This window comes from Pararobbsia silviterrae (assembly GCF_003628125.1).
Lineage (GTDB): Bacteria > Pseudomonadota > Gammaproteobacteria > Burkholderiales > Burkholderiaceae > Pararobbsia > Pararobbsia silviterrae.
Genome location: NZ_RBZU01000014.1, coordinates 142,114 through 167,999, shown reverse-complemented (window position 1 = coordinate 167,999; position 25,886 = coordinate 142,114). Strand labels below are relative to the sequence as shown.

Sequence of the window (25,886 nt, the reverse complement as noted above, 5' to 3'; positions counted from 1 at the left end):
TGCCGGATCAGAGACCGGCCTCGCGCATCGCCGCCCGGACCACGTCGTGGAACTGCGGGGCCAGCGGCGTCAGCGGCAAGCGAATGCCGCCCTCGATCTTGCCCATCTGCTCAAGCGCCCATTTCGCCGGGATGGGATTCGATTCGGCGAACAGGTGTCGGTGAAGACCGAGCAAACGCAGATGGATCTCGCGCGCCGTACGGGCATCGCCCGCCAGCGCGGCCCGGCACAGGTCCGACATCGCGCGCGGTGCGACGTTGGCCGTGACGGAAATATTGCCGTGCCCTCCCATCAACATCAGCGCGATCGCCGTCGGATCGTCACCGCTGTAGATCGAAAAACCCGCCGGCGCATCCTTGATCAGATGCACCGCACGGTCCAGATTGCCCGTCGCGTCCTTGACGCCGATGATGTTCGGCACCTCGGCGAGCCGCAGGATCGTCTCGTTGCTCATATCGGCAACGGTGCGGCCCGGCACGTTGTACAGAATCACGGGCAAACCGCCCTCTTCGGCCACCGCCGAAAAATGACGGAACATGCCTTCCTGAGTCGGCTTGTTGTAGTACGGCACGACCTGCAACGTCGCGTCGGCGCCGACATCGCGCGCGTGCCGCGTGAGCGCGATCGCCTCGGCCGTCGAGTTCGCGCCCGACCCCGCGATCACCGGAATCCGGCCCGCGGCATGCTCGACCGTTTCCCGGATCAGCTGCTTGTGTTCCTCGACCGACACCGTCGCCGATTCGCCGCTCGTCCCGACGATCACGATCGCGTCCGTCCCCTCGGCGACATGCCAGTCGATCAGTTGCTTGAGCGCCGGCAAATCGAGGCTGCCGTCCTCGTGCATCGGAGTGATGATGGCAACGATGCTGCCACGGATGGAGGTGCCGCGCGCGACCGAGTCAGTTCCGGTAGTCATCCAAAACGCCAGTAAATTCGATAAAACGGGATTGTAGCGGATTCAAGAACCGCCACCCCAAACTGTCACATCAGGTGTAAGCGAGCCCCATGGCCTCGCGTACGTCACGCATCGTCTCGTGCGCGAACTTGCGCGCCTTGTCGCAGCCGTCGGCGACGATCGCGCGCAACAGCGACGGGTCGTCCATATACTTCTGCGCGCGCTCGAGCATCGGCTGCTGCTCGCGCAAGATGCCGTCGATGACCGGCTGCTTGCATTCGAGACACCCGATTCCCGCGCTGCGGCAGCCCGCGGCAGCCCATTCTCGCGTCGCATCGTCCGAATAGACGGCGTGCAACTCCCAGACCGGGCACCGGGTCGGATCGCCCGGGTCCGTGCGGCGCACGCGCGCCGGATCGGTCGGCATCGTCCTGACCTTTTTCGCGATCGTGTCCGCATCCTCGCGCAGGCCGATCGTATTGCCGTAAGACTTCGACATCTTCTGCCCGTCGAGACCCGGCATGCGCGACGCTTCGGTCAACAAGACCTGCGGCTCGACGAGAATGATCTTGCGCGCGCCTTCGAGATACCCGAACAGCCGCTCGCGATCGTTGAGCGACAGGCTCTGCGATTCCTGCAACAGCGCGCGCGCCTGGTCGAGCGCTTCGTCGACGCCGTCCTGCTGATAGGCGTTGCGCAACTCGAGATAGCGCTTCGAGCGTTTTCCACCCAGCTTGCGCGCCGCTTCGAGCGCCTTTTCCTCGAAATCCGACTCTCGGCCGTAGAGATAGTTGAATCGGCGCGCGATTTCACGCGTCATTTCGACGTGCGGCACCTGGTCTTCTCCGACCGGCACGAGCGAGGCGCGATACAGCAGGATATCCGCGGCCATCAACACCGGATAGCCGAGAAATCCATAGGTCTGGAGGTCGCGGTCCTTGATCTTCTCGATCTGTTCCTTGTACGTCGGCACGCGTTCGAGCCATCCGAGCGGCGTGCTCATGCCGAGCAGCAGCGCGAGTTCGGCATGTTCGGGCACACGGCTCTGGATGAACAGCGTCGCCTGCGTCGGGTCGATGCCCGCAGCAAGCCAGTCGATCAGCACTTCCGTGACGTTCGCCTCGATGACTTCGGGCGTTTCGTAGTGCGTCGTCAGCGCATGCCAGTCCACGACGCTGAAAAAGCACGGATATTCGCTCTGTAGCCGGACCCAGTTCTTCAGCACGCCGTGGTAGTGGCCGAGGTGCAGAGACCCGGTCGGGCGCATGCCGGAAAAGATGCGTTCAGGGAACATGAGCGTCAGGAAATAAGCGCGATCAACGGATTCAGCAACGATCCGATGATCTGGAAGCCGAACTGCGTCAGCGGCCTCAGCCAGAACGTCGCAAACACGCCGGTGGTCACGAGAATCATCACGATGAAAAAACCATAGGGTTCCACGCGCGACAGCGCGTAGCTCTGCTTGGGCGGCAGCAGCGACGCGAGCACGCGGCCGCCGTCGAGCGGCGGCAACGGAAACAGGTTCAGCGCGCAGAGCACGAGGTTCACGCCGATGCCCGCGCTGGCCATCCTCGAGAAAAACGGCTCATCGATACCCAAGGCCTGCAATCCGATCAGGACGACGCCCCAGATGATCGCCTGAACAAAATTGCATGCGGGACCGGCGATCGACACGAGCAGGCTGTCCCAGCGCGGATTCTTGAGCGCGCCGAAATTGATCGGGACCGGCTTCGCGTAACCGAACAGAAACGCGCCGTTCGTCAGGAAATACAGCACGAGCGGCATCACGATCGTGCCGATGGGATCGATGTGCCGCGCCGGGTTCAGCGAGACGCGCCCCATCATGTAGGCGGTGTTGTCGCCGCGCATGCGCGCGACATAGCCGTGCGCGGCCTCGTGCAGCGTGATCGCGAACACGACGGGCAGCGCATTGACGGCAATATTCTGGATCAGGGTATCGTACATGGGGCGCTATTGTAGCAAGGGGGTCCGGCGCGCCGAACGGGCCGGCGTCGACATCGGGGCTCGACTCGGATCGACTCCGCGCGCGCAGCGACCTCAGATATCGGAGTGCGCCGGGGCGTCGAGGCCGAACGGTTCGAGCGGCCCGCGCCCGAGCCGGATCAACTCGGGTGTCGCGCCCGTCAGATCGATGACCGTCGACGGTTCGCGCGGGCACGCGCCCCCGTCGATCACGAGGTCGATCTGCTTTTCGAGGCGTTCGCGAATCTCTTCGGGGTCGTTGAGCGGCTCGTCGTCGGGCGGCAGGATCAGCGTCGAGGCGATCAGCGGTTCGCCGAGCTCGGCGATCAACGCACGCACGATCTCGTGATCCGGTACACGCAGACCGATCGTCTTGCGCGACGGATGCGAAAGCCGGCGCGGCACTTCCTTCGTCGCCTGCAGCACGAACACATAGGGACCGGGCGTCACCGAACGGATCATTCGGAACTGCCGGTTGTCGACCATCGCGAAGGTCGCGAGCTCCGACAAATCGCGCACGAGCAGCGAGAGATGCTGACGCTCGTCGATGCCGCGAATCCGGCGCAGCCGTTCGACCGCCGAACGGTCGTCGAGCCGGCACGCGAGCGCATAGCTCGAATCGGTCGGCAGCGCAATCACGCCACCGCCCGACACGACCTGGGCTGCCTGCTTGATCAGACGCTGCTGCGGGTTATCCGCGTGAATCCGGAAGTATTGGCTCATTCACTGCCAATCGCGCCACACAGGCGTCAGGTCGCTGGGCAACATCGGCAGCGCGCCGAGCTCGGTGCGGATCTCGCCCGGCGCATGAAAATCGGACCCGCGCGACGCCCGGAAGCCATAGCGGCGCGCGACGTCCGCATACTCGTGGCATTGGTCGGGCGTATGGCTGCCCGTGACGACCTCGATCGCATCGCCGCCGAGATCGCGGAACGCGTCGAACAGCGCGCCGAATTCGAGCTGCGAGTATTTGTAGCGCCCCGGGTGGGCGATCACGGGCACGCCGCCCGCACCGCGAATCCAGCCCATCGCGTCTTCGAGCGTCGCCCAGAGATGCGGCACGTAGCCAGGACGACCCTCGGCCAGATAACGCGCGAACACCTCGGAGGTCGATTCGCAGTAGCCGTGTTCGACGAGAAAGCGCGCGAAGTGCGTGCGCGAGAGCAGCGCCGGATTGGCGGCGTACTGGAGCGCGCCTTCGTAGGCGCCCTCGATACCGACGTCGGCGAGCTTGTCCGCGATGACCTTGCCGCGGCCGTCACGGCCGCCTCGCGTGGCCGCGAGGCCCTCGACGAGCGCCCGATGGGTCGAGTCGATCGCCAAGCCGACGACGTGGATCGTGCGATCGGCCCAGGTCACCGAGATCTCGACACCCTCGACATAGCGCATACCGAGCGATTCGGCCGCGGCGCGCGCCTCGCGCTGGCCCGCGACTTCGTCGTGGTCGGTCATCGACCAAAGGGAAACGCCGCCTGCCAGCGCGCGGCGTGCAACGTCCGCCGGCGCAAGGACGCCGTCGGAATACGTGGAATGGCAGTGAAGGTCGGCATTGATCATGCGGCGATTTTACCGCGCTGCGCCATATCGCGTCGCCTGCTTCACGCGCAAAAATCGCGAATCAGCGTCGCGACCTGTTCGGGTTGATCGTGATGGAGCATGTGGCCCGCGTGCTCGATGATCGCCTCGCGCCAATCCGGAAACGCGCTGAACCGCTCGCGGAACGCGTCGAGCGGCGTATCGCCGCGGATCGACGTCAGCGTCGGCGAATCGAGCGCCTCGACGTGCAGCACGGGGGCCGCGACCTTGGCCCAGATGCTCATGACCTCATCGACGAGATAGGGCATCGGCCCGCGCAGCTTGTGAGCAGGGTCGGCAAGCAGCTCGCGGCGCCCTTCGGCCGTGGGCCGCGACCAGTGCGCGGCGAGAAACGCCGCCCGGTCGGGCCGCAAACGCGGATTGGTTTTCGTGAGCCGCGCGGCCACCGCGTCGAGATCGGCGTAATCGCGCAACGACGGCGGCGTTTTGATGTCGTCGAGCCACTGCGCATAGCGCACGGCCGCGCGCCCCGGCGCGGACTGGCGCAGACCGAACCCTTCGAGATCGACGACGCGCCTCACGCGCTCGGGCCGCACGCCCGCATAGAGGCAGACGATGTTCGCGCCCATGCTGTGTCCGACCAGATTGACCGATTCGCCCGGGGCGTAATGATCGAGCAAGGCTTCGAGATCGACGAGATAGTCGGGGAACCAGTAGTTGCCGCCACCCGCCTGATGGACCGGCCAATCGCTGAGCCCGAAGCCGCGCGCGTCGGGCGCGAGGATCTGCCAGTCGTCGGCCAGTTCGTCGGCGATGAATTGAAACGAGGCGGCCACGTCCATCCAGCCGTGAAGCATGAACAGCTTCGGAGCGTCGGGACGCCCCCAACGTCGGACATGAATGCGCGGACCGCGCGTCTGAACATATTCGGAGGTGGAAGCGTGCATCGCGAGGTTAAAAAAGAATGATCGTTCGATTATAAGACGCCATGACGCGATCGGGGGAGGTCATTTTCGGCATCCGGATCGGCAAGGCCGACCGTCGAACGGATCCGCTCCGCCAGTCCGTGCCCGCCTCTATCCGAGCGGATCCATCCTCTGACCGACCGAACCCATCCCCAGTCGGCTCGGATCGATCCGCCAGCCGACCGAACCTGTCGCCTTTCCGACCGGATCGATCCCTGCCCGACCGAACCTGCCCTTTGGCCAACCTGGATCGCCTCCCACTCGAGCGCATCGCCCCCCTACTCGACCTGCGCACTTCCGCGTTGCGCATCGGCCTGTACAAGGGCGTCGAGCTCGACATCGGTGAAGCCCGCGAGCCGGCGTGCGTCGACATTGAACGGCCCCTTGAGATCGGGCGCCTTGAACTGCCGTGCGAGCTTCGCGTACGTCAGATGCGGATCGGCGCCGCGCTGCGCGCACAGATACCGATACCAACGATTGCCGACCGCGACGTGGCCGATTTCGTCACGCAGGATGATGTCGAGAATCCGAGCCGCTACCTCGTCGCCGGCCTGCGCGAGCTTCGCGCGCATCGGCGGCGCCGCGTCGAGGCCGCGCGCTTCAAGGGTGCGCGGCACGAGCGCCATGCGCGCCAGCACGTCGCCGCACGTCTTCTCGACCATCTCCCAGAGTCCGTTGTGCGCCGCGAAGTCGCCGTACGCATACCCCATCGACGCGAGATGCGCGCGAATCAGACTGAAGTGGTAGGCCTCCTCGGCCGCGACGCGAAGCCAGTCGGCGTAGTACGCATCGGGCATGCCGGCGAACCGCCAGACGGCGTCGAGCGCCAGATTGATCGCATTGAACTCGATATGCGCGAGTGCGTGAAGCAAGACCGCGCGCCCGACCTCGGTATGCACCGAGCGTTTGACGAGCAGACGCGGCAAGACAAGTTCGGGACGCGACGGACGGCCGGGCAAGTCCGGCAGGTCCGCGAGGTCGTGCAGCACGCGCACGGAATCGATCCGTACGCGGCCCGCGTCGGCGGCTTCGCGCAGTGCGAGCGTCGCGTCGACCTTCATACCGGGGTCGGACAGGGCAAGGGCCGAGAGCGCGAGCGCACGCGCGCATCGTTCGCCCGAAAGCACATCGAAATTGAATTCCATCGACCGAGCATACAATAACGCCTTTACGATGGACGAGACGGACGAACCGCCGCGCGCGTCGCGCGTCCTCGCGAACGCCGATCACGCGCGCAGGCACGTTGCAGGCACCGTATCAAGTTGCGCGACGGCACACGGGAGAACCAGTGGCAATCTACAAGCTTGGCGAACACGCCCCGACGATCGATGAAACCGCCTTCGTGGCGGACACCGCCACGGTCATCGGCAAAGCCGTGCTCGCGAGAAACACGAGCGTCTGGTACGGCGCCGTCATTCGCGGCGACAACGAACCGATCACGGTCGGCGAGAACAGCAACGTGCAGGAAGGCGCGGTGCTTCACACCGATCCCGGATTCCCGCTGACCATCGAGCAGAACGTGACGATCGGCCATCAGGCCATGCTCCACGGCTGCACGATCCGCGAGGGCGCCCTGATCGGTATTCAGGCGGTGGTCTTGAACGGCGCCGTGATCGGCCGCAACTGTCTGGTCGGCGCGGGCGCCGTCGTGACCGAAAACAAGCACTTTCCGGACAACTCGCTGATTCTCGGCGCGCCGGCCAAAGTCGTGCGCACGCTCAACGAAGACGACATCGCGCGACTGCAGCGCAATGCGCGGGTCTATGTCGAACGTCGCCAGACGTTCAAGACAGACCTCACGCGCGTCGGTTGAACCCGCGCCGCGACGCCTCCGGCGCGCGGCGCATGCACTGAATGACCGGCGCGGCGGGATCGCCGCCGCGCGCGCGGCCGCGGACTCGACAACGCCGGTTCATTCGACAGGAAGGTAAATTTGGTGAACGATCAGCTTCAGAAATTCATGTTTAACGCTGCGCCTGTGCGCGGCGAAATCGTCCTGCTGGAAAACACCTGGCAGGAGGTGCTCACGCGGCGCAACTACCCCGCGCCGATTCGCGCCGTGCTCGGGCAGATGATGGCCGCCGCCGCCCTGCTGTCGGCCAACCTCAAGTTCGACGGCGCGCTGATCATCCAGATCATGGGCGACGGTCCGGTCCGCATGCTCGTCGTCGAATGCAATTCCGACCTCACGCTGCGCGCGACCGCGAAGTTCGACGGCACGATCGACGACGATGCGACGCTCGCCTCGCTGATCAACGCGGGCGGACGCGGACGCTGCGCGATCACGCTCGATCCGGCCGACAAAAAGCCCGGACAGCAGCCGTACCAGGGCGTCGTGCCGCTCAACGACGACCATGGTTCGCCGCTCCAGTCGGTGTCCGACATCCTCGAGAAGTACATGCATCACTCCGAGCAGCTCGAGACGCGCATGTGGCTCGCGGCGGACGAGACGAAAGCCGCCGGCATGCTGCTGCAGAAGCTGCCGGGCGACGGCGGGATCGTCCCGCACGCGGGCGAACACGATGCGGACACGTGGGATCGCGTCTGCCATCTCGGCGCGACGCTCACGCACGACGAACTCCTCCATGCGGACGCCGAAACGCTGATGAAGCGGCTGTTCTGGCAGGAAAATCTGCGCCGTTTCGAGCCGGCGCGCGCGCGTTTTCGCTGCAGTTGTTCGCGCGACAAAGTCGGCCGCATGCTCAAGATGCTCGGCCGCGACGAGGTCGAAGGGATCCTCGCCGAACGCGGACACGTCGAGATCCACTGCGAATTCTGTAACCAGCGGTACGAATTCGATGCGGTCGACGCGGCGCAACTTTTCCTTGCCGGCCCGCTCTCAGAAACTATGAATCCGGCCTCGGGCCGCACGCACTGAATTCGCCGCGCCACGACACGGCGGCGCGGTGCGGCGGCGCGAGACGCCGCCCACCTGATAACCCTGATTCACCGCCGACGATGAGCACGACACCGTTTCGCCGTATGCGACTTCCCCTGATCGCCGCCTCGCTCGGCGCGGCCGCGGCGCTCGCGGGCTGCGCCGTGCCGCCCACGCCGGGCCAGACCAGCATCATCAGCCGCCTGCCCGACAACTACGCGTACGCCGCGCCGGTCCAAGACGCCTCCGTCCAGACGCAATCCGTCGACGCGGCGCCGCATGCGCCCGCGGGCGCGACCGCCGTCCCGCCGCTCAGCGACGCGGAGCGTGCACAATATGCGGCGATCGACCGGCAGGTTCAGCAGCAACAGGCGCAATCAATGGCCGCCGAAGACGCGGCGCGCCTCGCGTGGTATTCCCCGTCATACGCATACCCCGCGTATTACCCTGCTTATTATTCGTCCTATTACCCCGCTTATTCGCCCGCGTATTACCCGTATTACGCATCGCCGGTCGTCGTCGGCGGGTATTACAGCAATTGGGGCGGACGCGGCTGCTGCTGGCGCGGCGGATCGCGCTGGAGCGTCGGCGTGGGATTCAGTTCAGGCTGGGGATGGTAAGCCGCATCGGCGATCGATCGCGGAACACCGGCCGAACATCGCCTCGCTCCGCCGTTTTGTCGTCCGTTTTTATCGCCCGCTGCGGATTTTCGATCGATTTTCAGCGATCTGGCGATGTTGAGTCATCGCTTGATTTTCAGTGACGTCGAGTAAGCGTCATTGAAAATCCGTGTCGAATCGATATCGATTCGGCCCATCGACGATTCGCGACGCCCGCGGCCATGACCGTCGACGCAGATCCCGCCCGATTCGATTATTTGGACGCGGCGGTCTTCATCGTCGTCTTGGCGGCTTTCGCATCCTTGGCCTTGGCCGCCTTGTCGGCTTTCTTTTTCTCGTTGAGCAAGGTGCGCGACGGCGGCTCGGGCACGACACGCACCGGCGCTGCGGCAACCACGCCGCGCGTCGACGTCTCGGGACCCGCGACCGCGTTCGGCGTCAGCACGATCGGCTCGTTCGGCGAGACGAACTGCACGAACACCTCGTTGTCGCGAATCATGCCGAGCTCGTAGCGCGCGCGCTCCTCGAGCGCCGTCGTGCCGGTCTGGAGATCCTGGACTTCACCGGCGAGGCGGTCGTTGCGCTGCTTGAGATCGGCGTTTTTCTTGAGCTGATCGGCGAGCTGCGTCTCGAGCTCATGAACACGCAGCCATCCGCCGCGGCCATACCACAGCGGATACTGAATCATCGCCAACAAGGCAATCAACACTACCGTAACAAGCCGCATAGACTCTGGATAAGCCAATGCCGCCGACGCAAGCGCCGGCGGCATATGAGATTGCGTGCGCGACGACATGGACGCGCGTCCTGCGAAGCTTACCGCAGGTTATAGAAGGCCGAACGGCCCGGATACGACGCGATATCGCCGAGATCTTCTTCGATGCGCAGCAACTGGTTGTACTTCGAGATCCGGTCGCTGCGCGAGAGCGAACCCGTCTTGATCTGGCCGGCGTTGAGGCCGACCGCGATATCGGCGATCGTCGAATCCTCGGTTTCGCCCGAACGATGCGAGACGACAGCCGTGTAGCCCGCGCGCTTGGCCATCTCGATCGCCGCGAACGTTTCGGTCAGCGTGCCGATCTGGTTGATCTTGATCAGGATCGAGTTCGCGATGCCCTTGTCGATGCCTTCCTTCAGGATCTTCGTGTTCGTCACGAACAGATCGTCGCCGACGAGCTGGATCTTGTTGCCGAGCTTGTCGGTCAGCGTCTTCCAGCCTTCCCAGTCGGCTTCGTGCATGCCGTCCTCGATCGACACGATCGGGAACTTGTCGGCGAGCGTCGCGAGATAGTCGGCGAATTCGGTCGACGACAGTTGCAGACCTTCACCCGACAGCACGTACTTGCCGTCCTTGTAGAACTCGCTCGCCGCGCAATCGAGCGCGAGCAGCACGTCTTCGCCCGCGCGATAGCCGGCCTTCTCGATCGCCTGGATCACGGTCGACAGGCACTCGTCGTTGCTCGCGAAGTTCGGCGCGAAACCGCCTTCGTCGCCGACTGCCGTGCTCATGCCCTTGTCCGCGAGGATCTTCTTGAGCGCATGGAACACTTCGGCGCCGCAGCGCAGCGCTTCACGGAAGCTCGACTGGCCGACCGGCACAATCATGAACTCTTGAATATCGAGGCTGTTGTTCGCGTGCGCGCCGCCGTTGACGATGTTCATCATCGGCACCGGCAGTTGCATCGCGCCCGAACCGCCGAAGTAACGATAGAGCGGCAGACCGGCTTCGTCGGCCGCAGCCTTCGCGACCGCCATCGAGACCGCGAGCATCGCGTTCGCGCCGAGACGCGACTTGTTCTCGGTTCCGTCGAGTTCGATCAGGGTCTTGTCGAGGAACGCCTGCTCCGATGCGTCAAGGCCCATGATCGCTTCGGAGATTTCCGTGTTGATATGCTCGACGGCCTTCAGCACGCCCTTGCCGCTGTAGCGGCCCGCTTCGCCGTCGCGCAGTTCGATGGCTTCGCGCGAACCCGTCGATGCGCCCGACGGCACCGCTGCGCGGCCCATCGTGCCCGATTCGAGCAGCACATCACATTCGACGGTGGGGTTGCCGCGCGAGTCCAAGATCTCGCGGCCGATGATGTCAACGATTGCACTCATAGCGTCCTCAGAATATGTCGCTCAATTCTACTTTTTGAATTCACGTGACCGCCTCCGCGGCCGCGTGCCGTCGCGCCCGTGCGGCTTGTGGCCGCGCCGCGCCCGGGCATGCGCGCCGCACGGGCCTTCACCCTGCTACGCGGGCTCGCACCGCCGACGTCTCCGCGCGGTGCGATCGTCCTGCATTCTGACGCGAGCGTGTGACAGCCCGCGCTCGCCTACTAGTTGAAATGGTCTTCGAGCAGCGGACCGCGCTTGACCGCTTCGTCAAGCGTCGACAACGTGAGCAGCAATTCTCCCATGCGCGCGAGCGGCACGGCATTCGGCCCATCGGACAGGGCCTTCGACGGATCCGGGTGCGTCTCCATGAACACCCCCGCGACGCCGACCGCCACGGCCGCGCGCGCGAGCACGGGCACAAACTCGCGCTGGCCGCCCGAACTCGTGCCCTGCCCGCCCGGCAACTGGACCGAATGCGTCGCGTCGAACACGACCGGCGCGCCGGTCTCGCGCATGATCGCGAGCGAGCGCATATCCGAGATCAGGTTGTTGTAGCCGAACGATGCGCCGCGCTCGCACGCGAGGAAGCGATCGTCGGAGAGCCCCGCTTCGCGCGCGGCGTCACGCGCCTTGTCGATCACGTTGCGCATGTCGTGCGGCGCGAGGAACTGGCCCTTCTTGATGTTGACGGGCTTGCCCGAGCGCGCGCACGCATGGATGAAATCCGTCTGGCGGCACAGGAAGGCCGGCGTCTGGAGCACGTCGACGACCGATGCGACCTCGGGAATCTCTTCGACCGAATGCACGTCGGTCAGCACGGGCACGTCGAGCTGCTTCTTGACGGACTCCAGGATCTGCAAGCCCTTGTCCATGCCGAGCCCGCGGAACGACTTGCCCGAGCTCCGGTTCGCCTTGTCATACGACGACTTGTAGATGAACGGGATATTGAGGCCGCGGCACAGCTCCTTGAGCTTGCCCGCGACGTCGATCGTCATCTGTTCCGACTCGACGACGCACGTGCCCGCGATCACGAACATCGGCTTGTCGATCCCCACTTCGAATCCGCACAGCTTCATCTCAGACTCCCGAAACCTGGGGCACGCGCGCATGCTTGCGCGTGGCCTTGTATTCGCGAGCCGCCTCGACGTACGCCTTGAACAGCGGATGGCCGTCGCGCGGCGTCGACGTGAACTCGGGGTGGAACTGCACGCCGACGAACCACGGATGGACGTCTTCGCGAAGCTCCATCATCTCGGGCAGATCCTCGGTCGGCGTCCGTGCGCTGATGACCATGCCGCCGGCTTCGAGCTGCGGCACGAACCGGTTGTTGACTTCATACCGGTGACGATGACGTTCGTTGACGTCGACGCCGTAGATCGATGCCGCCTTCGTGCCGGGCTTGACCGGGCAGCGTTGCGAGCCCAGACGCATCGTGCCGCCGAGATCCGACGTTTCGGTGCGCTTCTCGACCTTGCCCTCGCGATCGAACCATTCGGTGATCAGCGCGACGACCGGATGCTGCGTCTCGGCGTCGAACTCCGTGCTGTTCGCGCCCGCGAGTCCCGCGACGTCGCGCGCGAACTCGATGACGGCCAACTGCATGCCGAGACAGATGCCGAGGTACGGAATCGACGATTCGCGCGCATAGCGGATCGCCGCGATCTTGCCTTCGGTGCCGCGCCGGCCGAAGCCGCCCGGCACGAGCACGGCGTCGAGGTGCGCGAGCGACGCGGGGCCGTCCGACTCGATGACTTCCGAGTCGATGTACTCGATGTTGACCTTCGTACCCGTGTGGATCGACGCATGGCGCAGGGCTTCGATCAGCGACTTGTACGACTCGGTGAGATCGACGTACTTGCCGACCATGCCGATCGTGACTTCCGACGTCGGATGTTCGAGACGCTCGACGAGACTCGACCACATCGAGAGATCGGCCGGCGCGGCGTTCGTCAGCTTGAGTTCGTCGACGATGATCGAATCGAGACCCTGGTCGTGCAGCATCTGCGGGATCTTGTAGATGCTGTCGACGTCCCACACCGAAATCACGGCGTCGTTCGGGATATTCGAGAACATCGAGATCTTCGCGCGCTCGTCGTCGGGAATCGGACGATCGGCGCGGCACAGCAGCGCGTGCGGCAGAATCCCGATTTCACGGAGCTTCTGCACGCTGTGCTGGGTCGGCTTGGTCTTGAGCTCGCCGGCCGTGTGGATGTACGGCACGAGCGTCAGATGCACGAAGCAGCAGTGATGGCGGCCCATGCGCAGGCTCATCTGCCGCGCGGCCTCGAGGAACGGCAGCGATTCGATATCGCCGACCGTGCCGCCGATCTCGACGATCGCCACATCCGGTTCGCCCGACGTCGCCGACTGCGCGCCGCGCTCGACGAACGCCTGAATCTCGTTCGTGATGTGCGGGATCACCTGCACGGTCTTGCCCAGATATTCGCCGCGGCGTTCCTTGCGAATCACCGACTCGTAGATCTGACCGGTCGTGAAGTTATTGGCCTTGCGCATCTTCGTGCTGATGAAGCGCTCGTAGTGGCCGAGGTCGAGATCGGTCTCCGCGCCGTCTTCGGTCACGAACACCTCTCCATGCTGGAAAGGGCTCATCGTGCCGGGGTCGACGTTGATGTAGGGATCGAGTTTGAGAAGAGTGACTTTGAGGCCGCGCGATTCGAGAATCGCGGCAAGTGACGCGGCGGCAATCCCTTTACCTAGGGACGAAACAACGCCGCCGGTGACGAATACATATTTGGTCATCGCTGGGGTGCTCGCGGGAAAGCGGAATTATACCCGTGTTGACCCTACTGAGCGAATCGGGATTGGAAATCGCCCGCGCCGATATCGGCGCGCGCCCCGCCGCCGCCCGCGCATCAAGGGTTTGCGGGCCGCACCGTGTGCGCCGTGCACCCCGCGCGAGGCGCGCGGCCGACCGGATCAACCGGGCCGTACGCGCCCGGCGACGCGGCCGGCCCGTATGCGCCGATCACGCGGCCAGTTCGAGCCGGCCGAGCTTCACGAGCATGCGCTGGATCGCGCGCGCGGTGTCGATCGGGTGCTCCATCGGAAACAGATGCGAGCCTTCGATCCATTCGAAGTAGTCGCCGACGACACGCCGCGTCGCGTCGAGACCCACCTGCTGGACCTCGCGCGAGCGCGTGCCTGCGAGAAATCCGACCGGCACGCTCGCGCCGTGGACGACGCGCGCACCGATCGTGTGCGGAATCGTCCGGTAGATCCGGTATTCGGTGCCGCGATCGAAGACAAGCTCGCGCGTACCGGCCGAGTCGACCTTGACGGTGCCGTGGTCGATATAGTCGGCCAGCATGCGCTCGTCCCATCGCGCGAAAGCCGGCTTCGAATGGAAATGACGCCAGGCTTCATCCCGGCTCCCCCAGCGCGTGCGCCGCGATTTGGTCGCGGCGGCCGGCGAAAGCCGCTCGTCGATGCCCGTCCACTGGAACACGCGCAGCAAGTTGCCGCGCCAGCCGCCGATGATCGGCGAGTCGAGCATGACGACGCCGCGCACGCGATGCGGCCGCTTGAGCGCCGCCAGCAAACTCAGATAGCCGCCCAGCGAATGGCCGACGAGCCAGACGGGCTGGGGCGCTTCGCCGGGCCGCAGCCCCGCGTCGACCGAAGCCAGCAGCTCGTCGGCGAGGTGCCGCCAGTCGCGCGTCACGGGATATCGCGGATCGTGCCCGATCGTCTCGACCGCGCGAACGTCGTACTGATCCGCCAATTCGGCAAAGATCGTCCGGTAGACGGATGCCGGAAATCCGTTCGCGTGCGAGAAATGGATGACTTCCTTCAATGCGCTCTTCCTCGTTCGTCGATGCACCTGCGTCGAACCGCGACCGCGCCGCGCGTGAATCGTCTCGTCAATCGTCCATCCAGTACCGATGCCGGGTTTCACGCGCACGTTCGATCGTCATGACGCCGGCCGATGTCGTCGCCCGCACCGCCCCGTCTCGATCGCTACGATGCAGACGCACGCCGTGTGCCGCGTAACGCGCGACGATCGCGGAATGCGGGTGTCCGAATCGGTTGCGATAGCCTACCTGAAATACGACATCGCGCGGCGCGACGGCGTCGAGGAAGGCCTCGGTCGACGACGTCCGGCTTCCATGGTGCGGGGCGAGCAACAGATCGGCGCGCAGCGCGCCAGGCGCGGCCGCCACGAGCGCGCGCTCCTGCGCGGCTTCGATATCGCCGGGCAGCAGCACGGCCAGCGCCGCATTCGAGACGCGCAACACGCAACTCGTCGCATTGCGCGCATGGGCGTCGACGCGCGCGTCGGCGGGCGGCCAGCGCATCTCGAATGTGACGCCGTCCCAATTCCACGTCTGCCCGGCCGCGCACGCCGCGGCCCGCCCCGCAAGACGCCAGCGCGTGTCGTCGCCGGGCAGGCTCGCGAGCAGCGCTTCGACATCGATCGACGCGGCGACCGACGCCGCGCCGCCGATATGATCGGCGTCGGCGTGGCTGATCACGAGACGATCGAGCCGCGTCACCCCCTGCGCCTTCAGTGCGGGTGCGACGATCGCCTGGCCCGCGTCGGCCGCCTCGCCATAGCTCGGCCCGGTATCGAACAGCAACCCATGCGCATGCGTCTCGACGAACGCCGCGGCGCCCTGCCCGACGTCGAGCACGGTAACCCGGAATTCGCCGGGCGGCGGGCGCGTCGTGCCGGGCCACGCGAGCGGCAACCAGAGCCACCAGCCGGCCCAGCGCATCGGCCAGCCGCGCGGCGTGAGCATCCAGATCGCGCCGGCGATCGAGAGCGCCAGTACGCAGGCGTCGGGCGCACGCAGTTCGAGCACGGCCCAGCGCGGCGAAGCGAGCCAGTCGGCGCCTGTCATCAACGCGTCGAGCGCCGCGTGCGCAAGTCGCCACGCATAGGCGTCGAGCGGCGCGGGTACGATCACGCCGATCAGTGTCAAGGGCGTCACGATGAAGCTCGCCCATGGAATCGCGAACGCATTCGCGACGGGACCCAATAACGGGATCTGCGAGAAAAACGCGAGCGCCGGCGGCACCAGCGCGATGGTCACGGCCCATTGGGCGCGCGCGGCCGAGCTCAGCCCCGACGCGACGGTGCGCAGGATGCCGTCGTCGCGCGACGGCACGCGGCGCGCATCGCCGAACCACAGCATCGCGGCGACCGCGCCGAACGAGAGCCAGAATCCGACGGACACCACGGCCCACGGATCGATCAGCACGACGCCGCCGAGCGCCGCGCACAGCGCGATCGACGACGTCGTTCGACGGTCCGCCAGCGTCGCCGCCGCGCCGGTCGCGAACATCACGAACGCACGCAGGGCGGGCACGCCGAATCCCGCGAGCGCCGCATATGCCAGCGCCGCGCTGCCGCCGCACACGGCCGCGACGCGTGGCGTCGCCCACCAAAGCGGCGCACGGCCGCGCAAACCGAACAGCCGCCGCCACGCGAGCGACGCGAGCCCCGCGATCGCGCCCGCCACGAGTGAGACATGGAGCCCGGACACCGCGATCAGATGACGCGTCCCCGTGCGCGCGAAGCGGCGCTGATCGTCGGCGCTGACACCCGATGCGTCGCCGATCGCGAGGGCGACCACGATGCCCGCATGCGCGGCATTCCCGAGCGCGTGTTCGATGCGTGCGCGGATATCGGCTCGCAGACGCGCCAGCGCGATACGCAGGGTGCTCGCGTCGTGCGCAGACGGCACGCGCACGGGCACCGGCCGCTCGCGCACGGTGCCGGTCGCCCGGATATTGCGCGCGAACAGATCGGCTTCGGGAAACGGCGTGTCGAAGTTGACCGGTCGATGGGGCCGGCGCAAGCGCACGGTCATGTGCCAACGCTCGCCGGGCCAGATCGGCGGCAGCCGGTCGATCCGGTCGGTCGGGTCAATTGGGTCTCTCCGGCCGCTCAGCTTGGTTCGCTCGGTCTGATACGTCAGCGACACCCGGCGCGGAATCCGCGCAATGTCGGCCGCGTCGATCCCGCGCGGCGCGTCGATCTCCGAGAGATCGAAGTCGAACCGCCAGGCGTCGCCCATTTGCACAGGCAGCCCGCTCACGCGGCCCTCGACGCCGAGATCGCGACCTTCGACCGCAGCCGGCAGCGCGATATCGAGCCGCAGATGCGCGCGCCATCCCGCATACAGATAGCCGACCCCGATCCCGATCGATACGATCCACACCCATTCAAACCCGCGCCTCAGGCGCGTGCGTCCACGCGACGTCGCCGCCCTCCACCGCCAAACAGCGCACGCGCCGAGTTGGACACACAGGACGATGCCGAGCGCGGCACCGTGCGCGCGGTCCGGCAACTGCGCCGACTGCTGAAGCACAAGAACGCCGAACGCAAACGCGCAGACGCCGACCCGCATCAGTTCAGCCGCACGAAGGGCTCGGCGCCGGCCAGATCCGCGACCGTCCGGCCGCCCCACACGCGATGCTCGCCGAGTCGGTTCGGATCGACGCCGTAAACATTGATGCGCCGGTTATGACCAAATACGTGACTCACGTAGTAATCGCTCTCGAACACGCGCCGCAGGACATGCTCGAGCGCCTGCCGCTGGTCGAACGACAACACGCCGTAATTCGGTTCATAGACGCGATACCGGATGCGCTGCGCAGCCCGCTGACGATACTCGACACGCACGAGCATCGCGTGACGATCCGTTTCGATCAGATACGTCGATGCGCCACGCCGATTGACGTCCTCGACGCTTGCTTCGGGCATCGCCGCGACGTCGCGAATCAGATCTTCGCGCGCTTCGTCGAGCAGCGAAAACAGCTCGCTCCAATCGGCGCCTTCGAGCATCGGGATGAACTCGCCGGCGTCGAGCGCCCCGGGCGAGCGCGGCTGCTCGAGTGCGAGCGTCGCCATCGCACCCAGCACGTCGCGCGATTCCTCGCTCATGCGTGCGCGTTGTCCGGCGGGCACAGCGTGCGCGTCGGGCACGATCGAACTCACGCGCGTCATGAATCGCCGCATCGCCGCATTGCCCTCATGCATCGCCACCCCCATCGCCGCGGAGAGCGGAAAGCACGAGCCATCGACGAGCCCATGCAGCATCGTCGGGATCTGCGACTGAGGAAATGCAATCTTGTGCGCGTCCGTGACTGCCGCGTAGAGCGCACGCAGCACGAGCAGATCGCGCGCGCGTTGTTCGGTCTCGTGCTGCGTAATCGCGCGCGCGATGCGGCCGCGCATGCGCGCCCCCGTGCCGTCGCGCCTGAACATGTCGAGCAGCGCCTCGTGCGTGACGTCGGCGATGTTCGGCAACCCGGCCGCGTCCGTGTCGTCGGGATTCAGATACGCATCGATATACGCGTCGAACTCGGAACCCGTCACGATGCGATGCCGATAGGCGTCGACACGAGCCTGCCGGCAGACGCTCGCGATGTCATCCGCTTCGCGGCTCAGGCGGCCGAACTCCGCGGGACTCAAGCGTCTGCCTTCGACGCGATCGAGCACGCGCGTCAACGAATCCAGCGGGCCCAATGCGGAAATGTCGACGAGCTCGGGATGCCGGTAGCCCCTGTCGATTTCCGCGCCGTGACCGCGTGCGCGCTCGTCGGCGAGCACCGCGTCGATGCGGTCGAGCGCATCCGACTCGCGAAAACGCGCATAAAGCGCGCCGCGCTCGTGCGGCGTCAACGTCTCGTGAAAATAGAGCGCCGCAAGGTCGAGCGCGGATCCGCTCGGCGTCGAGGGCAGCTCATAGCGCTCGGCGCCGTGAAACCCTTCGAGAAACTTCACATAGTCGTCCTCGATACGCGCGAGTTCATCGAGGTACTCGTCGAATAGCTCGCGCAGTTCGGATTCGTGCAGCTCGACGCTACGCGTGAGCGCGCCCAGCATCGTCGGATCTTCGGCATGCGTGTCGACGAGATCGAGCAAACGATCGATGCCCGATTCGAGCCGCTCGTTCTCGTCGACCAGCGACGCAAAGCGGTCGTAGCCGTCGGCGAAATCCTCGTGCGCGCGCACGCTCAGGTTCTCGCGCAGATGTTCGATATGGTCCAAGAGCGTGCGCCAACGATTGATCACGCGCGCCGCCGCGCGATCGATGCGCGGCATCAATGCGCCACGCTGGGTATCGGTCAGCTTGCCGTGCAGGAAGTGCGTGAGCAGGTCCTCGTATATCGGATGCGCGGGCAGACCGGGAACCGCGATCCGCTCGGCGCGTAGCGATCCGATCCACATCCGGTCGCGCGCGCCAAGCAGACGCCCGGCCGCGATATGCGTCTCGGCGCGCACCATGCGCTCGGCGATCGTCATCGAACACGCCCCGGCCTCATAAGGCGTCAGCCGACCATGCACGGCAAGCCCCATCAGTTCGGCGATCGTCATGGTGTGCCGAAACCCCTCGACGCTTTTGACGTCGCCGCGCAGCAAGCCGTGAAGATACTCGAGCCGTGAGGCCCAGGATGCATCGACCACGTCTCTCATCGCCTGGCCATATGCGTCCTTGATCTGGGTCCAGCGTCGTACCTCGATGTATTGATGCAATACCCCGAGTTGCGCCGGCGTCGCGCCGTCGTTCGTTGCGAAATGCTCGATCAGCGCTTCGAGCGTCAGCGCATCCGCATCGGCCGGCAGCAGCGCCGGATCGTATAGCTCGGCATGCGATTCGAGATAATCGTCCTGCCCGCCGCCCGTGCGCAATTCGGCGTCACGCGCCGCATAGCGCTCGGCGAACGAGGGCACATCGCCGGCGCCGATCAGCGACATCGTTTCCCAACGCCGTTCAACCGGATTGAATTCGAGCGGAATACGCACGCCCAGCTTGCCCTCGGGCGGCACCACGTGCCAGCGTGTCGAGCGCCCGTCGAGGCGCGCCTCGTAGACGGCGTCGTCGATCCGGACATAACCGGCGGTCATCGACGTGAACCGCAGCGTCGACGGGTCGTCGACGAGATCGGGCTCGGCGCCGGACACGCGATACGCGTCGGGGATCGACACGATGCGCCACCCCTCGGGCGTATGCTCGACCGGCAAATCGGGAACGCGAGCGGAATCGGGCGCCATCCTGGCCGCATCGTCGACGACGTGGGCCGCGCTACGCGTGCGCTCGATCGTGCTGAGCCCCTTCGACGTCCAGACCATCTGCTGCCGCCCCACGCGCAGTTCGCCGTTCGGCACGCGCTGGTATGACAGCAGCTCGATGCCGCGTATCGCCTCGTCGCGCGTCAAGGGCGCGTTGCGCAAGACCTTCGTCGTGAGTTCGACCAGATAACCGATCAGCGTCGCCTCAAATCCGTATGGCGACAGCGAATAGACCAGGTCGCAGATCCGCGAGCCAAGTTGCGCGCCGGCCGGCGCCTCGCCGCTCGTCCGTCCCTCGTAGAGATCCCGCACAATGACCCCGCATGGCCCCTGCAGAAACTCGCCGAGCTTCCGCGCGAGCCGCGCGAACAACTCGGCCGTCGTCTCGACGGGCACGCATGTGCAAACGGTTCTGAACTGTTTCGTCGCGTTGACCACCGCGGGCCACTGCACATCGGCGATCCATTCGCGCGGCGCATCTCGACGCTCGACGCGGGTGCGGTTGACGCCGTCGCCCGTCTCGCGACGGGCCGGCGATGGCGTCGCGCGAGCCGCGTTGTGCGCGCGCGGCGTGAAGCCATCCGTTCTCACGCGGTCAAGTTCGACGGCCGCACCGGACTCGCCCGAGACCGTCAGACTCTTGAGCGTGCGCACGCGCCCCCGCGCATCGAGATAGACACGGCACGGCGCGTGGATGAAGCGCGACAGGACGCTCTGTTCCGGGCGCCACGCCGCGCCGCTCGCAATACGCGCGAGCTCGACGATCGCGCCACATCGCTGACGAATCCACGACGCCACCATCGTGTCGGCAAGCGTGCGCACGGCAACGACGTCCTGTGCGGCATCGCCCGGCTCGGCGGTCGCATCGCGCGGGCCCGTCCATGCCGTCCCTCGCGGTTCGACAGCGCCCCACGCGCCGACCGTGCCGTGCTCGACGGTGTCCCCGACCGGACCGAAACGCAGCGGGTTGTAGTCATAGCCAGCCGTCGCGCCGTAAAGACCGACGAGCGCGCCCACGACGCGGCCGGTCGCGTTCGACGGCGCCGGCCAGCTCCATGCAGGCACGCGCGGCGCCGTATGGTGGAGACGCGCAAGCACCTCGGCCAGCCTATGCGCCGCACGGTCCTCGTCGCGCGCCGTCCGGCGTTCGTGGCGCGCGCGGGATCGCGCGAGGGCCTGACGATGTGTCTTGCCGAGCGCCTGCGCCGGATAGCGGCCATGGACGCCGGTGCTTGTGTGCGCGGCGCCTGACGCCGCTGCTGTTCGCCTCATCGTTCGTCCCTCCCACGCATCGCCGATCGACACGCTTGCCGCACGCCAGCGCGCACGCACGCGACGGGTCCGGCCAGATCCGCGACCGTCCTATGCATCGTCGCGCGCCTCGCCGGGGTTCCCCGATACGACGCGGTGCGACGTTCCGCCGGAACGCGCGTCGGACCTTTCGAACGCGTCGAAGACATCGAAGGGGTCGTCATCGGTATCGGTGTCGTCGAAAGGTCGGTCGCGCCGCGCGTCGAATCCGTGCCCGAACGATCCCTCGAAATCCGCGTCGAATGCGTCATACGGCATGTGCGGGATGGCGCCGACGCCGCCGACGCCGCCGACCCGGTCGTACCCGCTCGCGCGATGATTCGCTTCCGTCGTCGACGCCGATCCCGCGGCGGGCACGAAATGGTGCACGACACGGCTCGCGTCGACGTCCATGCGCTCGCCGTCGTGTGTCTGCGTACCCGCATGCGCATGCGTGGGGCGCCGTACTGCGCGAAACGGCTGCGACCCGACGAGATCGCGTACGCGCAGATGCGCGCGCGGCACGACTTCGAGATCCCCGAGTCGCTCGACGTCGACCGCGTACACCGACACCGTCGACAGTCCGCCGAACACGTCGATCCGATAGTACGACTGACGAAATGCCTGCGTGAGCGCCGCGCTGAACGCTTGATGCCGGTCAAACGTGAGCAATCCGTAGTTGGGCTCGTAGAAGCGATAACGCACGCCGTCCGCGGTATCCGGCGCGCGCTCGCCGTGCATCGCAAACGCATGTCGCTCGGTCGCGATCAACCAGGTCGAGCGACCATCCTCCAAGGTGCCGCGATTGAGCAGTCCGGGCAGGTCCGCCCAGGGAAATTCGGCCGACAGCAACGTCATCTCGCCCGCGATCAGCGAGCCGAGCGAGCGCGGCTGACGGACGCCGAGCGCGGCGAGCGCCGCCAGCACGTTGCGCGACTCGTCGCGCATCCGGAGCCGGACCTGACCCGGAGAGCCCGCACGCTCTTCGACACGCATGATCCGACGCAGGCGTCTCGCAAACCGTTCAACCGCCGCATCGCCCGCTTCGAGGGCGACACACATCGTCGCGGACAAGGCGAAACATGCGCCGTCGACGAGTCCGTTCAGCATGCGCGGCACGAGCGTCTGACGAAACCGCAGCCGCGCCGACGTCGCCGCGTTGGCGTAGATCCGCTCCAGCACGATGCCCTCGAACTCGACCTGTTCACGTTCCATCTGCGTGATGCGCCAGGCGATACGTCCGCGCGTGCGCACGTCCATGCCGTCGCGGCCGAACAGATCGAGCAACGCCTCTTGCGTCCATTCGCCGACAGGCGGCTTCATGGCAAGCGCTCCGTCATCGGGTCCCGGATTCAGATATGCGTCGACATAGTCGTGGATCTCGGCGCCCGTCACGATCCGGTGGCGAAACGCGTCGACGCGAGCGAGCGTCATGTCCGCATCGATCTGATCCGCCTCCCAAGCAAGCCGACCGACCTGCTCGGGCGACAGATCGCCGCGCGCGAAGCGCGAAGCGATGACGTCGAGCGTCGACGCTTCGCCATGCTCGAGCCCCGGAACGGCATCGGGTTCGGTGTAGCCAAAGCGAATCCGCTCCGCGAGCTCGGGCGCATGGTAATCGGCGACATAACGATTGATCCGCTCCATGATTTCCCGATTCTGAAAGCGCGCATACACGGCGCCCCGCTCCCTGAGCGTGAGCTCGCCCGACAGAAACTGCGCGCCGAGCTCGAGTAAGGTGCCGTCGTTCGTCGGCGGTAGTTCGATCCGATTGCTCGCCTCGTAACCCGCCGCGAACAATGTATATCCGTGGTCGATCTCCTCGACCATCTCGGTGAACATCGACATGTCGAGTTCGAGATCGGACGCGGCAAGTTCGATGTGCCGCCATATCGCCCCCATCCGCGACGGCTGCGCCGCGTGCTGGACCCCGAGTCTTGCGAGCGCGGTCAGATCCATCTCCGGCGTCAACCGGTCGATCGTGATACGCAGATAGTTCTCGTACCCGTAGACGAACTGCGCTTCGCCTTCGGGAAGGACCAACGCGCGCAACACGCCGATCTTCTGACCGAACTCGAGCATCAGCGAATTCAACTCGCCGGCCGCGCTCTGCAGCTTCGGCCGCAGCGCGCCGCGCTGCGTATCGGTCAACGCGCCGCGCAGAAACAGATCGAGCATGTCCTCGAACGTCGCATCGGCCGTCAGGCCCGGGATTCTCACGTGTTCGAATCGCAGCACGCCCTGCATCGATCGGCTTGCACGGAGATAGAGCCGGTCGGCCTCGTGACGGACGTCGTCGATCGTCATCCGTACCACGGCTTCTCGCGAACAGGCGCCGATCTCGTACGGCGTCAGCCCGCCGCTGCGGACGAGTTCGAGCAATTCGACGGCCGTCATCGACGACCGGTACCCGGGCACGCGTGAAACGTCGGCGCGATCGACGCCTCTCAGGTACGCGGCGGCGGACGCCGGGCTCTCGGCCTGGCGCAGATTGAGCACGTTCACTTCGTCGACGAGCGACGTCCAACGACGCATCTCGATGTATTGATGGAGCGCACCGAGCTCACGCGGCGTCATCGCGTTGGACGTCGCGAACACGTTCATCAAGGCCTCGGTCGGCGTCTGCTCGGCATCCGCCGGCAACAGCGCCGGGTCGTACTCCTCGTGATGGGCGTCGAGGTAGACGTCGTGTTCGGGCCCGCTCGCGAGCGCGTCCACGCGCGCGGCGTAGCGTTCGGGAAGCGGCGCGGGGTCGCCCGGTCCCACGAGCAGGATGGCCTCCCATCGGCGCGTGTCCGTATGGAACTCGATGGGAATCGAAAGGCCGCGCCGTCCGCCGGGCGGCACGATCCGCCAACGCGTGGTCCCGCGGGATCGCTCGGCCTCGTAGAGCTTGCCGTCGAGTTCGACATACGCGGCCGTCGAGCTCGTCGACAACCGTCGCGTGTGCGTGTCGAGATCCGCTACCTCGACGCCTTTCGCGACGTATTCGTCGGGAATCGACACGATGCGCCAGCCTTCGGGCGAATGCTCGACGGGCAAGCCCGGCAAACTCGGCGCGCCCAATGCCGAAACGGGCGGTTGCTCGATCTGGTGCTGCGCGTCGTTCACGGTGATCGGCCTCAGCCCGTCGCCCGTCCAGATCTTCCGCGTGCGCCCGACTTCGACAACCCCCTCGCGATTCGGGCGGATCGACAGCACGCTGAACGCCTTGGCCATCTGATCCGCGCTGAGCGCCTCGCCCTTCTTGACCTGCGTCGTCAGTTCGAGCAGATACCCGAAGATCGACGCTTTCGCACCGATCGGCGTCGCCTGGTAGAGGTAGTCGCAGACGGCCGAGCGTACCTTCCACTGCTCGAGGTCGGGCTTCTTGTCGGACGATTCGAACACGAAACGCACGAGCGTTCCGCAGGGCCCCTGGAGAAACTCGTCGAGACGCTTCGAGAGCGTCGCATACCCGCTCGTCATCGCATTGCGTTCGGCCGCCGGCCTCCCCAGACGCACCTGATTGACAGCCGCCTGGACAAGCGGCGTATGCCATCCGCTCAGATAGTGCGCATTGACGACGGGACCCTGTATGCGGCCGTGCGTCGCCTCGGATGCGGCGCGATGCGCGGGCGGTTGCGCCGTATCGGGCGCACGTACGAGAGGCGGTTCGCTCGACGCATCGCGGCGATCGCGCACGACGAAGCGCCGCGCGATGCCGCGTGGCACGAGCGATACTTCGACGACCGCCTCGTCGGGACGAAGCGCGCTCGCGTGACCGGCGCCCGGCACGATCTCGGTCGCGGACGCGTCGAACCACACCGAGCATCGCGGCTGTCCGATGAGCGACGCGATATGCTGCGCGATCGTCCATCCGAGTCCGCGCGTGAGGCGGCCGAGCATGTCGGCCGCGCCGCACCGCTGCCGGATCCATGCGGCCATCGCGTATTCTCCGAGCGGATGCCGCGCCGTGACGCCGTTCGCGGATGCGTGCCGCCGATCGGGCTCGGGATCGCGTGCCTCATCGACCGATGCGCTCGGCGATACCGGCATCGGTTCGGATGTCGCGGACGCCGTCTCGAACGACACACCGTCCGCAGTTGTCGGCGTCGGCGTCGGCTCCGGTGCCGATGCAATGGCCGACGCATTGTCGATCGATACACGTGCCGCATGCATGCGCGGCGCGCCGAACCCGCGCGTGAGCCCGACGAGCGCACCCACAACCTGTCCGAACGGGTTCAGCGGCAGAGGCCATGAACCGCATCCCTGTCCGCCGGCCGCAAACGCACCGCGTGTCGCGTTGCGAAACGCATCGATCCGCTCGAATGCCGTCTGTGAACCGCCCGCATCGACATCGCCGGGCTCACCGTCTTCGATGCGCATCGCACGTAGCGCCGATGCGTTGCGATGTACGCCCTGCAGATGAACGAACATCGCTTCGTCGACCGCGTGCCTGTGCGCGCGCGCTTCGTCGATGCGCTCGGAATCGAGCCGATGCTTGCGCGTGAAAGACGGGTGGTGCGCGCGCCCGCGATGGGTCCGCCCCCACGTCCGATGCCCGCGTACACCACGCGAACGCATCGAAGACGCA

General features: G+C 66.2%; 18 protein-coding genes. 3 read left to right on the top strand and 15 right to left on the bottom strand.

Annotation, left to right across the window (positions count from 1 at the left end; all coding sequences use genetic code 11):
• Window positions 1-7: 7 nt before the first annotated feature.
• The 7 genes from dapA to D7S86_RS24435 form a co-directional block, all read right to left on the bottom strand.
• Entirely contained in the window at window positions 8-916 is a 909-nt protein-coding gene (gene dapA / locus D7S86_RS24465; RefSeq protein ID WP_121090320.1) for a 4-hydroxy-tetrahydrodipicolinate synthase, read from the bottom strand.
• Window positions 917-986: 70 nt separating this feature from the next.
• Window positions 987-2,189 (bottom strand): tryptophan--tRNA ligase, encoded by a 1,203-nt coding sequence (locus tag D7S86_RS24460; protein WP_121090318.1) that lies wholly within the window; start codon window positions 2,187-2,189, stop codon window positions 987-989.
• 5 nt (window positions 2,190-2,194) lie between these two features.
• Window positions 2,195-2,860 (bottom strand): site-2 protease family protein, encoded by a 666-nt coding sequence (locus D7S86_RS24455; RefSeq protein ID WP_121090316.1) that lies wholly within the window; start codon window positions 2,858-2,860, stop codon window positions 2,195-2,197.
• 93 nt (window positions 2,861-2,953) lie between these two features.
• Window positions 2,954-3,601 carry an L-threonylcarbamoyladenylate synthase gene (locus tag D7S86_RS24450; protein ID WP_121090315.1) on the bottom strand — a complete coding sequence of 216 codons (648 nt, stop codon included), beginning with the start codon at window positions 3,599-3,601 and terminating at the stop codon, window positions 2,954-2,956.
• Entirely contained in the window at window positions 3,602-4,435 is an 834-nt protein-coding gene (locus D7S86_RS24445) for a 3',5'-nucleoside bisphosphate phosphatase (RefSeq protein ID WP_121090313.1), read from the bottom strand.
• Between the two features lie 41 nt (window positions 4,436-4,476).
• Window positions 4,477-5,361 carry an alpha/beta fold hydrolase gene (locus D7S86_RS24440; protein ID WP_121090311.1) on the bottom strand — a complete coding sequence of 295 codons (885 nt, stop codon included), beginning with the start codon at window positions 5,359-5,361 and terminating at the stop codon, window positions 4,477-4,479.
• 296 nt (window positions 5,362-5,657) lie between these two features.
• Entirely contained in the window at window positions 5,658-6,524 is an 867-nt protein-coding gene (locus D7S86_RS24435; protein ID WP_121090310.1) for a ferritin-like domain-containing protein, read from the bottom strand.
• A gap of 143 nt (window positions 6,525-6,667) precedes the next feature.
• On the opposite strand from D7S86_RS24435, the gene D7S86_RS24430 reads away from it, so the two are divergent.
• The 3 genes from D7S86_RS24430 to D7S86_RS24420 all read left to right on the top strand — a co-directional run bounded on the left by D7S86_RS24430 (window position 6,668) and on the right by D7S86_RS24420 (window position 8,877).
• A complete protein-coding gene (locus D7S86_RS24430) occupies window positions 6,668-7,192 on the top strand; it encodes a gamma carbonic anhydrase family protein (RefSeq protein WP_121090308.1) in 525 nt (174 codons plus the stop codon).
• Between the two features lie 123 nt (window positions 7,193-7,315).
• Window positions 7,316-8,257 (top strand): Hsp33 family molecular chaperone HslO, encoded by a 942-nt coding sequence (gene hslO, locus D7S86_RS24425; protein ID WP_121090389.1) that lies wholly within the window; start codon window positions 7,316-7,318, stop codon window positions 8,255-8,257.
• 104 nt (window positions 8,258-8,361) lie between these two features.
• Window positions 8,362-8,877, top strand: a complete 516-nt coding sequence (locus D7S86_RS24420; protein WP_240648388.1) for a hypothetical protein — start codon at window positions 8,362-8,364, stop codon at window positions 8,875-8,877.
• Between the two features lie 253 nt (window positions 8,878-9,130).
• On the opposite strand, the gene ftsB is transcribed toward D7S86_RS24420, so the two are convergent.
• The 8 genes from ftsB to D7S86_RS24380 form a co-directional block, all read right to left on the bottom strand.
• Window positions 9,131-9,604, bottom strand: a complete 474-nt coding sequence (gene ftsB, locus D7S86_RS24415; RefSeq protein ID WP_121090388.1) for a cell division protein FtsB — start codon at window positions 9,602-9,604, stop codon at window positions 9,131-9,133.
• 89 nt (window positions 9,605-9,693) lie between these two features.
• Window positions 9,694-10,977, bottom strand: coding sequence for a phosphopyruvate hydratase (gene eno, locus D7S86_RS24410; protein WP_121090304.1), 1,284 nt, complete (start codon window positions 10,975-10,977; stop codon window positions 9,694-9,696).
• Window positions 10,978-11,198: 221 nt separating this feature from the next.
• Window positions 11,199-12,053, bottom strand: coding sequence for a 3-deoxy-8-phosphooctulonate synthase (kdsA, locus tag D7S86_RS24405; protein ID WP_121090302.1), 855 nt, complete (start codon window positions 12,051-12,053; stop codon window positions 11,199-11,201).
• Between the two features lies 1 nt (window position 12,054).
• The gene (locus D7S86_RS24400) at window positions 12,055-13,737 is read right to left on the bottom strand and encodes a CTP synthase (protein WP_121090300.1); all 1,683 of its coding nucleotides are present in this window, start codon (window positions 13,735-13,737) and stop codon (window positions 12,055-12,057) included.
• Window positions 13,738-13,963: 226 nt separating this feature from the next.
• On the bottom strand, window positions 13,964-14,791 hold the full coding sequence (locus D7S86_RS24395) for an alpha/beta fold hydrolase (RefSeq protein ID WP_121090385.1): 828 nt from the start codon (window positions 14,789-14,791) through the stop codon (window positions 13,964-13,966).
• A gap of 67 nt (window positions 14,792-14,858) precedes the next feature.
• The gene (locus D7S86_RS24390; protein WP_121090298.1) at window positions 14,859-17,351 is read right to left on the bottom strand and encodes a DNA internalization-related competence protein ComEC/Rec2; all 2,493 of its coding nucleotides are present in this window, start codon (window positions 17,349-17,351) and stop codon (window positions 14,859-14,861) included.
• Complete coding sequence (locus D7S86_RS24385) at window positions 17,351-21,292, bottom strand: hypothetical protein (protein ID WP_147432459.1); 3,942 nt, start codon at window positions 21,290-21,292, stop codon at window positions 17,351-17,353. Before D7S86_RS24385 ends, D7S86_RS24390 begins: the two co-directional genes overlap by 1 nt.
• A gap of 90 nt (window positions 21,293-21,382) precedes the next feature.
• Window positions 21,383-25,729, bottom strand: coding sequence for a hypothetical protein (locus tag D7S86_RS24380; protein WP_147432458.1), 4,347 nt, complete (start codon window positions 25,727-25,729; stop codon window positions 21,383-21,385).
• Window positions 25,730-25,886: the final 157 nt, after the last annotated feature.

What these genes read in the sequence shown, in the direction of transcription:
- D7S86_RS24445 (WP_121090313.1), bottom strand. Translation starts at nt 4,435, where the DNA reads ATGATCAATGCCGACCTTCACTGCCATTCCACGTATTCCGACGGCGTC.
- ftsB (WP_121090388.1), bottom strand. Translation starts at nt 9,604, where the DNA reads ATGCGGCTTGTTACGGTAGTGTTGATTGCCTTGTTGGCGATGATTCAG.
- D7S86_RS24390 (WP_121090298.1), bottom strand. Translation starts at nt 17,351, where the DNA reads ATGCGGGTCGGCGTCTGCGCGTTTGCGTTCGGCGTTCTTGTGCTTCAG.
- D7S86_RS24420 (WP_240648388.1), top strand. Translation starts at nt 8,362, where the DNA reads ATGCGACTTCCCCTGATCGCCGCCTCGCTCGGCGCGGCCGCGGCGCTC.
- D7S86_RS24455 (WP_121090316.1), bottom strand. Translation starts at nt 2,860, where the DNA reads ATGTACGATACCCTGATCCAGAATATTGCCGTCAATGCGCTGCCCGTC.
- D7S86_RS24450 (WP_121090315.1), bottom strand. Translation starts at nt 3,601, where the DNA reads ATGAGCCAATACTTCCGGATTCACGCGGATAACCCGCAGCAGCGTCTG.
- dapA (WP_121090320.1), bottom strand. Translation starts at nt 916, where the DNA reads ATGACTACCGGAACTGACTCGGTCGCGCGCGGCACCTCCATCCGTGGC.
- eno (WP_121090304.1), bottom strand. Translation starts at nt 10,977, where the DNA reads ATGAGTGCAATCGTTGACATCATCGGCCGCGAGATCTTGGACTCGCGC.
- D7S86_RS24435 (WP_121090310.1), bottom strand. Translation starts at nt 6,524, where the DNA reads ATGGAATTCAATTTCGATGTGCTTTCGGGCGAACGATGCGCGCGTGCG.
- D7S86_RS24380 (WP_147432458.1), bottom strand. Translation starts at nt 25,729, where the DNA reads ATGTTCGTTCATCTGCAGGGCGTACATCGCAACGCATCGGCGCTACGT.
- D7S86_RS24400 (WP_121090300.1), bottom strand. Translation starts at nt 13,737, where the DNA reads ATGACCAAATATGTATTCGTCACCGGCGGCGTTGTTTCGTCCCTAGGT.
- kdsA (WP_121090302.1), bottom strand. Translation starts at nt 12,053, where the DNA reads ATGAAGCTGTGCGGATTCGAAGTGGGGATCGACAAGCCGATGTTCGTG.
- D7S86_RS24385 (WP_147432459.1), bottom strand. Translation starts at nt 21,292, where the DNA reads ATGAGGCGAACAGCAGCGGCGTCAGGCGCCGCGCACACAAGCACCGGC.
- D7S86_RS24460 (WP_121090318.1), bottom strand. Translation starts at nt 2,189, where the DNA reads ATGTTCCCTGAACGCATCTTTTCCGGCATGCGCCCGACCGGGTCTCTG.
- D7S86_RS24440 (WP_121090311.1), bottom strand. Translation starts at nt 5,361, where the DNA reads ATGCACGCTTCCACCTCCGAATATGTTCAGACGCGCGGTCCGCGCATT.